This is a genomic window from Streptomyces viridifaciens (assembly GCF_001888885.2).
GTDB lineage: Bacteria > Actinomycetota > Actinomycetes > Streptomycetales > Streptomycetaceae > Kitasatospora > Kitasatospora aureofaciens.
Window position 1 is genome coordinate 1,547,287 of sequence record NZ_CP090841.1, and the last position, 13,183, is coordinate 1,560,469.

Here is a 13,183-nt window from a genome sequence, read left to right on the forward strand (position 1 = left end):
GGAGCATTAGCGGGGAGCGGCAGGGCAGATTCACGGGCGCGCGGCGGCCGGCTTCCCCGATCAGGCGAACTCGCGCAGGCGCGGCCGCACTCCCAGCGCGGTCAGGGCGAGCGCCGCCCCCAGGGCCGCCGCGCCCAGGCCGGCCGTGGTGGCGCCGAGGTCGTCGTCGGTGGCGGCGACCGCTCCGTCGAAGGCGCGCTGATTGATGGCCTGGTTGTCGTCGAGGGCGGCGCTGAGCACGTCGAAGTCGGCGTTCGACTGGCCCGGGGTGGTGCCGGTGTCGAAGGTGACCGCCTCCTTGAGCTTGCCCTGGGCGTTCAGCTCGCGGATCTTCCGGTCGTCCCGCTGGTACTGCTGGAAGGCGGTCAGCACCCGCTCCGCCGCGTCCTGTTCGCCGGGGAAGGTGATGTTGCGCAGTTCGTCGCCGAGGTACCCGCCGAAGCCCACCTGGCCGTGGTCGGCCCGGTGCTTGTCGGCCAGGGCGGCGAGCTTGTCGTCGTACGTGGCGAGCGCGGCGCCCTCGACCCGTGCGAAGGACTGGGTCTTGTCGAGGAAGCTCTGCTCGTAGGCGGCCGCCCGGGCGGGGTCGGTCAGGTAGCGGCTCTCGTCCGCGTTCAGGTCGTACGCGACCGCGCGTGCCCGGCTGAGGGCGACCACCGAGTCGAAGGAGTTGCTCTTGGCGACCACCAGCTGGTGGTCCGCCCGGGAGGTCAGCGTCAGTGCGGTGATCAGCCCGGCGAGAGCGAGCAGGGTGGTGGCGGCCAGCGGCACGTTCACCAGGCGCCGGAAGCGCACCGCGAGCACCCGCTGCAGCAGCCCGAGGCCGGCCAGGGCCAGCAGCCCGGTGACCAGGATCGTCCACCAGCCGCCGGACAGGGCGTCGCGCTGGTCGGTGTAGTTGCGATCCACGACGGCCGCGTTGGCCCTGGTCACGTCGTCGACGGCCGGCAGCAGGCGCTGGCGCAGCAGGTCGGTGGCCTGGTGATAGGCGGCGAGGGCGTCCGCCGAGGGGCGGCCGGCCGGGGCGTGGGCCTGCTCCTCCAGCAGCTGGGCGCGGGCCACCAGCGCCTCGTACTGGCCGAGTTCGCCGATGACGGTCTGCACGGCCCGCTGCCCGGCCGTATCACCGGCCACCGCCTCGGTGACGCGCTGCAGGTCGTTGTCGGCCTGGGTGCGGCGCTGCTCGTAGGTGTCCAGGGTCTCCTTGCGCGGCGCCGTGTAGTCCGGGTCGGCCCCGAACAGCAGCAGGTTGGCCGCCTGGGCGTCCATGTCGTTGAGCGCGAAGTAGAGGTCGGCCGAGCGCACCACCTGCGGGGCGGCCTGGTGGCCGATGACGTCCGTGCCGTCGCGGGCGCCGCCCAGGACGGTGCCGGTCGCCGTGCCGGTGGCGAGCAGGGCCACCAGGCAGAGCCCGGTGAGTCCGCGCACCAGGCGCGGGGTGTTCCACCACGTCCGGCTGCGCCAGGAGTGGCCGGACCGGTGACGGGGGGCGCGCGGCTCGGGCAGTGGCACGGCTGCCTCCGGTCGCGCCGTCTCCGACGCGACTCTGTTCCCCTCGACAGCCGTACCGCTCGACGTTCCCGTTGGCATCGCCGCGCGCCCCCTCCCCCTGTTTTTCACTGGCCGCCGAACCTTCCCCGGAGGAACCCGCCGGGGGCCGGGGTTCGGCAAACGGTTCGCCGTCAGGCCCCACGCCCGGACGGCGAACCGTTTCCTCGCAGCTCAACCTAGGTTCTGTCGAACGTCCGTCCGTCGTTCCTGATGCGTCCTTGACGCCTTCGACGACCGTCTTGACGCAGCATTGGCGCCGAAGGTCAGGGCTCGTACCGGTAACCGATCCCGGGCTCGGTGATCAGGTGGCGCGGCCGGGCCGGGTCGGGTTCGAGCTTGCGCCGCAGGCCGGAGAAGTAGACCCGCAGGTAGTTGCCGCGGCTCTCCGCCTCCGGCCCCCAGACCTCGGTCAGGATCTGCCGCCCGGGCACCAGCCGGCCGGGATTGGCCAGCAGCAGGGCGAGGATGCGCCACTCGGTCGGGGTCAGGCGGACCGGGCCGTCCGGGCCGGTGACGGTGCCCGCGTCGAGGTCGACGGCGTTCGGCCCGATCCGCGCGGCCGACTGGAGCGCGGGTGCGGCGGGCCGCCGCAGAACCGCGCGCAGTCGGGCCATGAGCTCGTCCACGATGAACGGCTTGGTCACGTAGTCGTCCGCCCCCGCGTCGAACGCGCGGAGCTTGTCCTCGATGCCGTCCCGCCCGGTCAGCACGATGATCGGCACGCTCAACGTGGAGCGGATGCCCACGATCACGTTCACCCCGTCGAGGTCCGGCAGGCCGAGGTCGAGCAGGATGGCGTCGGGCGGCGCCTGGCCCGCCGAGTCCAGGGCTTCCTGGCCGGTGGCCGCGGTGAGCACCGAGTAGTGCCTGGCCTGCAGGTTGATCCGTAGGGTGCGCAGCAGCGCCGGCTCGTCGTCCACCACGAGGATGTGGCTCACTGGACCGCGCTCCTCTCCGGTCGGGCGGTGCCCGGCTCCACCATCCGCGGCTCCGACACGGCCGGCAGGGTGAGCAGCATGGTGGTGCCGCCCCCGGGGGTGTCCTCGACCTCCAGGCTGCCGCCCATGGCCTCGGCGAGGCCGCGGGAGAGGGCGAGGCCGAGGCCGACGCCGGTGGTGTTGTCGGTGTCGCCGAGGCGCTGGAAGGGCAGGAAGACCCGGTCGCGGTCCTCGGGGGCGATGCCGGGGCCGCGGTCGATCACCCGGACCTCGACCAGGTCGGCGTGGTGGCTGGCGGTGACCAGGACGGGCGCGCCGGGGGCGTTGTGGCGCAGCGCGTTGGTGATCACGTTGGCGAGGACGCGTTCCAGCAGCGGCGGGTCGGCGAGCACCGCCGGCGCTGTGTCGAGGTCCAGCGGCTGGATCGGGGCCTGCGGATCGGACAAGGAGTCCATGGCTCGTACCAGCATCTCCTCGAGTGAGGTCGGCGCCAGGTGCAGGGTGAGCGCGCCGGCCTGGAGGCGGCTCATGTCGAGCAGGTTGTCGACCAGCCGGGTGAGTTTGACCAGTGACTCGTCGGCGGTGGCGAGGAGTTCGGCCTGGTCCTCGGGCGAGAACTCGACGTCGGGGCTGCGCAGCGAGCCGACCGAGGCGCGGGCGGCGGCGAGCGGGGTGCGCAGGTCGTGGCTGACGGCGGCGAGCAGGGCGGTGCGCATCCGGTCGGCGGCCTTGATCGGCTCGACCTCGGCGGCGACCACGGCCAGCCGGTCGCGTTCCAGCGCGGCGGCGACGTGGGCGGCGAAGGCGGTGAGCACCCGCTGGTCGGCGGCGGGCAGCCGGCGGCCGGTGAGGAGCAGGACGGACCGCTCACCGACCGCGACCTCGGTCACCTCGCCCGCAGGGCTGTCGCCACTGCCGTCACTGCGGGCGACCGTCTCGCCGGTGAGGCTGTCGAGCAGGGCGACGGAGTCCATGCCGAAGGCCGTCCTGGACTTCTCCAGCAGGGCGGGTAGGGCGTCGGCGCCGCGCAGCACGCTGCCGGCCAGGGTCGAGAGCGTTTCGGCCTCGGCGGTGGCGCGGGCAGCGCGGGAGGTGAGCTTGCCCGCGTGATCGACCACCGTGGAGACGGTCAGGGCGACCGTGGCGAACACCAGCAGGGCGACGATGTTGTTGGTCTCGTCGATGGTCAGGGTGTGGACGGGCGGGATGAAGAAGTAGTTGAGCAGCACCGAGGCGATGACAGCCGCCACCACCGCGGAGACGGCCCCGCCGAGCAACGCCACTGCTACCACACCGAGTTGGAAGATCAGCGCGTCCGTGGTCAGGTTCAGCCGGGCGTGGAACTGCGAGAGCACGGCCGTGAGCAGCGCGGGAACGATCAGGCCCGAGGCGAATCCGGCGATGGTGCGGCGCTTGGAGTGGCGGCGGCCGAGCGAGGGCAGCTTGCCGCGACCGGTGAACTCGTGGGTGACCATGTGGACGTCGATGTCCTCGGAGGCGTCCACGGTGGTCTGCCCGGTGCCGGGGCCGGTGAGGAAGCGGCTGATCCGGCCTCGGCGGCTGGTGCCCAGCACCAGCTGGGTGGCGTCGTGGGCGCGGGCGAAGGCGAGCAGCGCGGTGGGGACGTCGTCGCCGACCACCACGTGGTAGCTGCCGCCGAGGGCCTCCACCAGCTGCCGCTGCTGGGCGAGCGCGCCGGAGGAGGCACCGGCCAGGCCGTCGCTGCGGGAGACGTGGACGGCCAGCAGGTCACCGCCGGCGGTGCGGTCGGCGATCCGGGCGGCGCGGCGGATGATCGTCTCGCCCTCGGGGCCGCCGGTGAGGGCGACCACCACCCGTTCACGGGTTTCCCAGACACGGTCGATGCGGTGGTCGGCCCGGTAGTCGCGCAGTCCCTCGTCCACCCGGCCGGCCACCCAGAGCAGGGCGAGTTCGCGCAGGGCGGTCAGGTTGCCGACCCGGAAGTAGTTGGAGAGCGCGGCGTCCACCTTCTCGGCCTTGTAGACGTTGCCGTGGGCCATCCGCCGGCGCAGCGCCTGCGGGGCCATGTCGACGAGTTCGATCTGGTCGGCCCGGCGGACCACCTCGTCCGGGACGGTCTCGCGCTGCGGGATGCCGGTGATCTTCCGGACGACGTCGTTCAGCGATTCCAGGTGCTGGATGTTGACGGTGGTGATGACGTCGATCCCGGCGGCGAGCAGTTCCCTGACGTCCTGCCAGCGCTTGGCGTGCCGGCCGCCGGGGATGTTGGTGTGCGCCAGCTCGTCGACCAGGACGACGGACGGGCGGCGGGCGAGCACCGCGTCGAGGTCCATCTCCTCGAACTCGGCCCCGCGGTAGGAGCGGTGAACCCGCGGCAGGACCTCCAGACCCTCCAACATCCGCCGGGTGTGCTGGCGCCCGTGGGTCTCGATGTACCCGACCACGACGTCGGCCCCGCGTTCCTGTCTACGCCGCGCCTCGTCCAGCATCCGGTAGGTCTTGCCGACCCCCGGGGCGGAACCGAGGTACACCCTCAGCCGACCGGTGCGGACGCCGGAGCCGGGTGTGAAGTCGCGGGCCATGGGCACTGCTCATTCCTTCGGGATGTGCACGTCTGCGGACACGGGTCAGCCGGCCCGGGCACGGGAGACGCGCTCCCACACCCGGGCCGGCCAGGTCATGCGATGAGGTGGCGTAACGTCACTTCGACTCGCCCAGCGCCTTGTTGAGCAGGACGACGTTGACGCCCTCGTCGCCGAGGAAGCCGAGCGAGCGGCCTTCGGTGTAGTTGCCGACGAGCTTGGCGACCGTCTCGACCGGCAGCTTGCGCTCCTTGGCGACCCGGTTGACCTGCTCCTTGGCGTAGGCCACCGAGATGTGCGGGTCGAGGCCGGAGCCGGAGGCGGTCAGCGCGTCGGCCGGGACGCTCGCCGGGTCGACGCCGTCGAAGGCGGCGACGGCGGCGCGGCGGTCGTTGACGGCCTTGAGCAGGTCCTCGCTGTTCGGGCCCAGGTTGGAGGCGCCGGAGTTGTCACCGGCGTAGTTGTTGGCGGAGGGCCGGGGCTGGAACCACTTCGGGTCCGGCACCGGGTCCTCCTTCGGGTCGTCAGGGTTCTTCTTCGGCAGGTTGTAGTTCTGGCCGAGCAGGCTGGAACCGACCTCCTTGCCGTCGGACTTCACGATCGAGCCGTTGGCCTTGCCGCTGAACGCGACCTGGGAGATCCCGGTGACCAGCAACGGGTAGGCGATCCCGAGGATCACCGTGAGCACCAGGAGCACGCGCAGCGCGGTGAAGTGGGTCCGCACGACGGCGGGCAGGGGCTTGGACATCGCGGTGGGCTCCTTTCTCAGCTGAGGCCGGGGATGAACTGGACGATCAGGTCGATCAGCTTGATGCCGACGAACGGCACGATCAGACCGCCGACGCCGTAGATCCCGATGTTCCGGGCCAGCAGGGAACTGGCGTCGGACGGGCGGTACTTCACGCCGCGCAGGGCGAGCGGGATGAGGCCGATGATGACCAGGGCGTTGAAGATGATCGCCGAGGTGATCGCGGACTGGGGGCTGTGCAGGCCCATGATGTTCAGGTGCTTCAGGCCCGGGTAGACCCCGGCGAACATCGCGGGGATGATCGCGAAGTACTTGGCCACGTCGTTCGAGATCGAGAAGGTGGTCAGCGCGCCGCGGGTGATGAGCAGCTGCTTGCCGATCTCGACGATCTCGATCAGCTTGGTCGGGTTGGAGTCGAGGTCGACCATGTTGCCGGCCTCCTTGGCCGCCATGGTGCCGGTGTTCATCGCGACGCCGACGTCGGCCTGGGCGAGCGCGGGGGCGTCGTTGGTGCCGTCGCCGGTCATCGCGACCAGCTTGCCGCCCTCCTGCTCCTTCTTGATGAGGGCCATCTTGTCCTCGGGCGTGGCCTCGGCGAGGAAGTCGTCCACGCCGGCCTCCTCCGCGATCGCCTTGGCCGTCAGCGGGTTGTCGCCCGTGATCATGACGGTCTTGATGCCCATCCGGCGCAGCTCGTCGAAGCGCTCCCGCATGCCCTCCTTGACCACGTCCTTGAGGTGGATCACCCCGAGGACCCTGGCGGGAGCCTCGCCGACCTTCGTCGCGACGACCAGGGGCGTGCCACCCGCCGCCGAGATGCCGTCGACCAGCGTCGACACCTCGTCGGTCACCGAACCACCGTTGGCGGTGACCCAGTTGGACACGGCAGCCGCCGCGCCCTTGCGGACCTGGTGCACGCCGTCTGCCTCGTCCAGGTCCACACCCGACATCCGGGTCTGGGCGGTGAACGGCACCCAGGTCGCGTGGGTCAGCTCGCCCTGGGCGCGGGCCCGCAGGCCGTACCCGGTCTTGGCGAGCACCACGATCGAGCGGCCCTCGGGGGTCTCGTCCGCGAGCGAGGACAGCTGCGCGGCACTGGCGAGCTCGTCGGTGGAGACGCCGCTCACCGAGAGGAACTCGGCGGCCTGGCGGTTGCCCAGGGTGATGGTGCCGGTCTTGTCGAGCAGCAGGGTGTTGACGTCGCCCGCGGCCTCGACGGCGCGCCCCGACATCGCCAGCACGTTGCGCTGCACCAGCCGGTCCATGCCCGCGATGCCGATCGCGGACAGCAGCGCGCCGATCGTGGTCGGGATCAGCGCCACGATCAGCGCGACCAGCACGACCATCGACTGCGGGGCACCCGCGAACGTCGCCATCGGCTGGAGCGTGACCACCGCGACCAGGAAGACGATGGTCAGCGACGCCAGCAGGATGTTGAGCGCGATCTCGTTCGGCGTCTTCTGCCGGGCGGCACCCTCGACCAGGGCGATCATCCGGTCGATGAACGACTTGCCGGGCTCCGAGGCGATCTTCACCACGATCCGGTCGGACAGCACCTTGGTGCCGCCGGTGACGGCACTGCGGTCACCGCCGGACTCGCGGATGACCGGCGCGGACTCGCCGGTGATCGCCGACTCGTCCACCGAGGCGACGCCCTCGACGACGTCGCCGTCGCCGGGGATGATCTGCCCGGCCTCGACCACGACGTGGTCGCCGAGTTGGAGCGCGGTGCCGGGGACCTCCTCCTCGGCGTCACTGCCCGGCCAGTTGGTCAGCCGGCGGGCGACGCTCTCGGTCTTGGCCTTGCGCAGGGTGTCGGCCTGGGCCTTGCCGCGGCCCTCGGCGACGGCCTCCGCCAGGTTGGCGAAGACGGTGGTCAGCCAGAGCCACACCGTGATCGCCCAGGCGAACACCGACGGGTCCGCGATCGCGGAGACGGTGGTGACCACCGAGCCGACCTCGACCACGAACATGACCGGGTTCTTGACCATCACCCGGGGGTCGAGCTTCTTCACCGCGTCCGGCAGCGAGGAGAGCAGCAGCTTCGGGTCGAGCAGACCGCTCGACACTCTGTGGGAGGAAGCGCCCTCGGCCTGGTCACCCGGCGTGGGAGAGGGAGTGAGCGTTGACGAGGACATCAGGAGGAGAGACCTTCCGCGATCGGCCCGAGAGCCAGGGCCGGGAAGTAGGTGAGACCGACGACGATCAGGACGACGCCCGACAGCAGGCCCACGAACAGTGGCTTGTGGGTGGGCAGGGTGCCCGGGGTCGCCGGGACCGGCTGCTGCTGGGCGAGCGAGCCCGCCAGCGCCAGGACGAAGACCATCGGCAGGAAGCGGCCGAGCACCATGCACAGACCGAGCGCCGTGTCGTACCAGTCGGTGTTCACGGTGATACCGGCGAACGCCGAGCCGTTGTTGTTGGCCGCCGAGGTGAACGCGTACAGCACCTCGGAGAAGCCGTGCGCACCGGAGTTGAGCATCCCGGCCCGCTCGCCCGGCAGCGCCATCGCGATGCCCGTGCCGACCAGCACGATCGCCGGCGTCGTCAGGATGTACAGCGAGGCGAACTTCATCTCCCGGCCGCCGAGCTTCTTGCCCAGGTACTCCGGAGTGCGCCCCACCATCAGACCGGCCACGAACACCGCCACGATCGCCAGGATCAGCATGCCGTACAGGCCCGAACCCGTACCGCCGGGCGCGATCTCGCCCAGCATCATGTTGAACATTGTGATGCCGCCGCCGAACGGCGTGAACGAGTCGTGGAAGGAGTTCACCGCACCGGTCGACGTCAGCGTCGTCGACGAGGCGAACAGCGTGGACGCGGCGATGCCGAACCGCTGCTCCTTGCCCTCCATCGCGGCACCCGCGGCCTGCAGGGCGGCACCGGAGTGCTGCGACTCGGCCAACGTGAGCAGCGCCGTCGACGCGACCCAGAAGATCGCCATGACAGCCGCGATCGCGTAGCCCTGGCGGTTGTCGCCGACCATCCGGCCGAAGGTGCGCGGCAGGGCGAACGGGATCAGCAGGATCAGGAAGATCTCCAGCCCGTTCGTGAACCCGGTCGGGTTCTCGAACGGGTGCGAGGAGTTGGCGTTGAAGAAGCCGCCCCCGTTGGTGCCCAGCTCCTTGATGACCTCCTGCGAGGCCACCGGCCCGCCCGGGATCTTCTGGACGTCACCGGCGAGGCCGGCCACCTCGTGGAAGCCGTGGAAGTTCTGGATCACGCCGTTGGCCGCCAGGACCAGCGCGAACACGATCGAGATCGGCAGCAGCAGGCGCAGGTTGATCCGGACCAGGTCGACCCAGAAGTTGCCGAGCCGGTCCGTCCTGTTGCGGGTGAATCCCCGGATCAGCGCCGCCACGATGGCGATGCCGACGGCCGCGGAGACGAAGTTCTGCACCGCCAGGCCCGCCATCTGCACCAGGTGGCCCATCGCGGACTCGCCCGCGTAGGACTGCCAGTTGGTGTTGGTGACGAACGAGATCGCGGTGTTCCAGGCCTGGTGGCCCTCCATCTGCGGAACACCGAGGTTCAGCAGCAGGAAGGTCTGCAGACGGATCAGGCCGTAGAGGAACAGCACCGAGACGGCCGAGAAGGCCAGCACCGAGCGCAGGTACACCGGCCAGCGCTGATCGGCGTCACCGTCCACACCGATCACCTTGTAGATGCCGCGCTCGGCTCTGAGGTGCTTGGAGGTGGTCAGGATGCGGGCGATGTAGTCGCCCAGAGGGCGGTAGCACAGGACCAGCGCGGCCACGAGGGCCAGGACCTGCAGCCAGCCCGCGAGAGTGGAGCTCATGTCAGAACTTCTCCGGGTAGATCAGCGCGAGAATGAGGTAGCCGACGAGTGCGACGGCCACGATGAGACCTGCGATGTTCTCGGCGCTCATGCGCCCACCTCGCTGCGCTCGGCAGGCGCTTCGCGCAACCCGCACCTCTCGATGGTTCGCTCGCTGCACTCACTCACAGCTTCTCCACCCCCCGCGCGATCAGGGCGATGACGGCGAACACGGCGACCGTGACACCGACGTAGATGAGATCGGACATGGGCTCCACCAGACTGGCTAGAGGATGTGCTCACGAGCGGACAGGACGGCCTCGCGGCACCGGCTGAAACCGGCGGGAGCAGCAAATCAGCCGTGAAGAGCGCATCAGGCTTCCCTGATGCCGTCCATACGGGTGGTCCGGAAACCTTGACGCGGCGTTGATGTCCGCGTCATGCACCCGAGACCGCGGCTTGTCCTGAACGTTTCGGTCGGCCGACGGCTGAGCTCACTGCTACATCCGCATCCGCAGCCGGCAGACCACCGCATCGGTGTGCCGCCGCAGGGCGCGGTCGATCACCACGCCGCGCCGGTTCTGCAAGGGCCGCTCCCACCAGTGCGCGGGCTCCACCTCGGGGATCAGCACGGTGAGCCGGTCGTAGGCGTGCTCCGCGCCGAGCTCGTTGACGAAGTCCGCGATCGGCCGGCCAAGGCGCCGGTGGTCGTCCGGGATCTCCACCAGCGGCACGCCGGGCTGCCACAGCTCCCAGTCCCGGCGCAGCGCCTCCGCCTGGGCCCTCTCGTGCACCACGGTCACCGCGAGCACCTCGTCGCCCAGCGACAGCGCCGCCGACAGGCCGTCCCGGGTGAGCCGGGTGATCGCCGTCACCGGGACCAGCACCAGGCTGCGCCGGCGGGTCACCGCGCCTGGCACCCGGCCCAGCTCCAGCCGCTCGCCGATCCGGGCGTAGCTGCGGTGGATCGCCTCGAACAGCACCACCAGCAGCGGCAGGGCCACCACGATGCCCCAGGCGCCCTCGGTGAACTTGGTGCCGGTGACGACCAGGGTGGCGACGCCTGTCAGCAGTGCGCCGAAACCGTTCAGCAGGGCCTTCCACCGCCAGCCGTCCGGCCGGCCGCGGAACCAGTGCCGGACCATCCCGACCTGGCAGATCGTGAAGCCGACGAACACGCCGATCGAGAACAGCGGCACCAGGCTGTTGACGTCGCCGCCGGAGCCGACCAGCAGCCCGGCCGAGACCACGGCGAGGAACAGCACGCCGTGCCGGTGGACCTGGCGGTCGGCGCGCAGCGCGAAGACGTGCGGGAGGTGGTTGTCCCGGGCCAGCAGGTCCATCAGCACCGGCAGGCCGCCGAAGGAGGTGTTGGCGGCCAGCCCGAGCAGCACCACGGTGGAGAACTGGACGACGAAGAAGCCGACGCCGTGGCCGAGCGAGGCATCGGCGAGCTGGGCCAGCACGGTCACCCCCTCGACCGGCTGGAGGTGGAAGCGCCCGATCAGCACGGCCAGCCCGGTCAGCATCACGCCGAGCAGGGCGCCAAGCGCGACCTCGGTGTGCTGCGCCCGCTTCACCCGCGGGGTCCGGAAGGACGGGACGGCGTTCGCCACCGCCTCCACCCCGGTCAGTGCCGAGCACCCTGCCGCGAAGGCCTTCAGCAGCAGCAGCGCACCGACCGCGGTGGCGTTCCCGGCGAGTACCGAGGCGTGACCCGCGGCGGCCTCGGTGCTCACCGGGGCGTCCCGGAACAGACCGACCACCACGATCGCCAGGATCGACAGCACGAACACGGCCGTCGGCACCATGAACCAGCGCGCCGACTCGGCTATCCCGCGCAGGTTCACCGCGGTGACGAGCGCGAGCACGCCCAGGCAGAGCCAGACCCGGTCGTCGTACAGGCCCGGCACGGCCGAGGTCAGCGCGGCCACGCCGGCGGTCACCGACACCGCCACGTTCAGGACGTAGTCGATGACCAGCGAGGCGGCGGCGGTCAGCGCCGTCCGGCGGCCCAGGTGTGCCTTGGCGACCGCGTAGGAGCCGCCGCCGTCCGGGAACGCCGCGATCACCTGCCGGTAGGAGGCCACCAGCACCGCCAGCAGCACGGCGATCGCCACCGTGACCGGCAGGGTGAAGCCCAGCCCGTACGCGCCGGCGGCGGCCAGCACCAGCACGATCGACTCCGGGCCGTAGGCCACCGAGGCCATCGCGTCCAGCGACAGCGCCGCCAGCCCACCCATCACGGTGAGCCGGTGCCGCTCGTCGCCCGCCCCGGCATCCGGCGGTTCGAGCTCGGCCGTCACGGCCGGGGTAGTGGTGTCGGACATGCGTTCTCCATCGATCGTGTTTGCCACGATCGTGGAGCGCTGCCGTCCCTCGTATTCCGTTTGCTACGCGCCCCTGATGCGGGCGGCGCGCACCTTGACGCGATCTTGACGGCGCCGACCTGTCGCGGCCCCCGGGGCTCTCGTCCTCCGCGGTCCGGACAAGTACCGCCAGGGGCCGCGAGGGTGCACCCGGTGTCGGTGGCACGCGACACCGGGTGGCTTCAGGGGGTCAGCTCTGCCCGGCCCTGCGACCGTGGTTCGCCTTCTTCTTCCTGCGGGCCCTCTTCTTGCGGGCGCGCTTGGACATCGTGATCCTCCTCGCGATCGTCGGGTTGAAGCGTCGGTCGGTACGGTTCAGGCGGCCCGGCCGACCAGTTGGTCGGCGAGCTTGGCCAGGCGCTTCAGCGAGCGCTCCTCCTGGGTGACCGGCGCAGGCGACGCGATGACCTCACCGTCGAAGTAGGCGCCGTTGGCGACGACCGTCTCGGGCAGGCAGAGCCGTACCACTGCTGCCGCGCCCTCGGCGGCCGGGGCGCCGACCCGCCCGTACAGCGGCAGCAGCGCCGTGTCGCACAGACCCGGGTTGACACTGACGGCGGTGACGCCGGAGCCGGCCGGGGCCATGTCGGCCGTCGCCATGGTCAGCGCGAGCTGCGACTGCGCGTACGCGGCGACCCGCGAGTACTTCTTCACCCGGTGCGGGTCCGACCAGTTCATCGAGGCGGTGCGGTGCAGTGAGGACGACACGTTGACGATCCGCGCATCGCCGGCCGCCGACAACGGGGCGCGCAGCAGCTTGGAAAGGAGGTGTGCGGCAAGGAAGTTGACCTGCAGCGAGACCTCGTTGCCGTCATCGGTGAGCGTGCAGCGCTCGGGGGCCGTCGCGGCGGCGTTGTTCACCAGCAGGTCGAGTGACGGGTAGCGCTCGACGACCGTGCCGGCCAGCACCGCGACCTCCGACAACTTCGTGAAGTCCGCTGCGAGCTCGACGAGTTGGTCGCGCCGGGCGCCCGCGGCGACCAGGCGCTCCACGGCAGCCTCCGCCTCGGCGGTGGTGCGGGCGTGCACGAGCACGGTCGCGCCGTGCCCGGCGAGGAGCCGGGCGGTCTCCCAGCCGATGCCGGAGGACGCGCCGGTGACGAGGGCGGTGCGGGCGGACAGAACAGCGTCGGACATGGCCCATCCAAGGGTGGAAGGCGCCGGCGGGGCGCGAAGGCGGGGCAGCACGAAGCCGCCCGCCTCCGGGGCTGCCGGCGCGGAAGTGATGTGAT

The 13,183-nt window shown here is 71.1% G+C and carries 10 protein-coding genes; all 10 read right to left on the reverse strand.

The window, feature by feature from the left end; all coding sequences use genetic code 11:
- Positions 1 to 60 precede the first annotated feature (60 nt).
- Complete coding sequence (locus BOQ63_RS14410) at positions 61 to 1,512, reverse strand: GlnX family signal transduction membrane protein (protein ID WP_072654390.1); 1,452 nt, start codon at positions 1,510 to 1,512, stop codon at positions 61 to 63.
- A 302-nt stretch (positions 1,513 to 1,814) separates the two neighbouring features.
- A complete protein-coding gene (locus tag BOQ63_RS14415) occupies positions 1,815 to 2,489 on the reverse strand; it encodes a response regulator (protein WP_030289994.1) in 675 nt (224 codons plus the stop codon).
- Complete coding sequence (locus BOQ63_RS14420; protein ID WP_150475902.1) at positions 2,486 to 5,053, reverse strand: ATP-binding protein; 2,568 nt, start codon at positions 5,051 to 5,053, stop codon at positions 2,486 to 2,488. The genes BOQ63_RS14415 and BOQ63_RS14420 overlap by 4 nt, the downstream gene beginning before the upstream one ends.
- Before the next feature lie 118 nt (positions 5,054 to 5,171).
- Complete coding sequence (gene kdpC / locus BOQ63_RS14425) at positions 5,172 to 5,801, reverse strand: K(+)-transporting ATPase subunit C (protein ID WP_150475903.1); 630 nt, start codon at positions 5,799 to 5,801, stop codon at positions 5,172 to 5,174.
- 17 nt (positions 5,802 to 5,818) lie between these two features.
- On the reverse strand, positions 5,819 to 7,939 hold the full coding sequence (gene kdpB / locus BOQ63_RS14430) for a potassium-transporting ATPase subunit KdpB (protein WP_150475905.1): 2,121 nt from the start codon (positions 7,937 to 7,939) through the stop codon (positions 5,819 to 5,821).
- Positions 7,939 to 9,603 carry a potassium-transporting ATPase subunit KdpA gene (kdpA, locus tag BOQ63_RS14435; protein ID WP_030290618.1) on the reverse strand — a complete coding sequence of 555 codons (1,665 nt, stop codon included), beginning with the start codon at positions 9,601 to 9,603 and terminating at the stop codon, positions 7,939 to 7,941. The genes kdpB and kdpA overlap by 1 nt, the downstream gene beginning before the upstream one ends.
- Position 9,604: 1 nt before the next feature.
- The gene (gene kdpF, locus BOQ63_RS14440) at positions 9,605 to 9,694 is read right to left on the reverse strand and encodes a K(+)-transporting ATPase subunit F (RefSeq protein ID WP_037831562.1); all 90 of its coding nucleotides are present in this window, start codon (positions 9,692 to 9,694) and stop codon (positions 9,605 to 9,607) included.
- Between the two features lie 388 nt (positions 9,695 to 10,082).
- Entirely contained in the window at positions 10,083 to 11,912 is a 1,830-nt protein-coding gene (locus tag BOQ63_RS14445; protein WP_030290616.1) for an APC family permease, read from the reverse strand.
- Positions 11,913 to 12,141: 229 nt separating this feature from the next.
- Positions 12,142 to 12,219 carry a 50S ribosomal protein bL37 gene (locus tag BOQ63_RS14450; RefSeq protein ID WP_370863322.1) on the reverse strand — a complete coding sequence of 26 codons (78 nt, stop codon included), beginning with the start codon at positions 12,217 to 12,219 and terminating at the stop codon, positions 12,142 to 12,144.
- Between the two features lie 47 nt (positions 12,220 to 12,266).
- Positions 12,267 to 13,088, reverse strand: coding sequence for an SDR family NAD(P)-dependent oxidoreductase (locus BOQ63_RS14455; protein WP_030557265.1), 822 nt, complete (start codon positions 13,086 to 13,088; stop codon positions 12,267 to 12,269).
- Between the last annotated feature and the right edge of the window lie 95 nt (positions 13,089 to 13,183).

What these genes read in the sequence shown, in the direction of transcription:
- BOQ63_RS14420 (WP_150475902.1), bottom strand. Translation starts at nt 5,053, where the DNA reads ATGGCCCGCGACTTCACACCCGGCTCCGGCGTCCGCACCGGTCGGCTG.
- kdpF (WP_037831562.1), bottom strand. Translation starts at nt 9,694, where the DNA reads ATGAGCGCCGAGAACATCGCAGGTCTCATCGTGGCCGTCGCACTCGTC.
- kdpA (WP_030290618.1), bottom strand. Translation starts at nt 9,603, where the DNA reads ATGAGCTCCACTCTCGCGGGCTGGCTGCAGGTCCTGGCCCTCGTGGCC.
- kdpB (WP_150475905.1), bottom strand. Translation starts at nt 7,939, where the DNA reads ATGTCCTCGTCAACGCTCACTCCCTCTCCCACGCCGGGTGACCAGGCC.
- BOQ63_RS14450 (WP_370863322.1), bottom strand. Translation starts at nt 12,219, where the DNA reads ATGTCCAAGCGCGCCCGCAAGAAGAGGGCCCGCAGGAAGAAGAAGGCG.
- BOQ63_RS14455 (WP_030557265.1), bottom strand. Translation starts at nt 13,088, where the DNA reads ATGTCCGACGCTGTTCTGTCCGCCCGCACCGCCCTCGTCACCGGCGCG.
- BOQ63_RS14445 (WP_030290616.1), bottom strand. Translation starts at nt 11,912, where the DNA reads ATGTCCGACACCACTACCCCGGCCGTGACGGCCGAGCTCGAACCGCCG.
- kdpC (WP_150475903.1), bottom strand. Translation starts at nt 5,801, where the DNA reads ATGTCCAAGCCCCTGCCCGCCGTCGTGCGGACCCACTTCACCGCGCTG.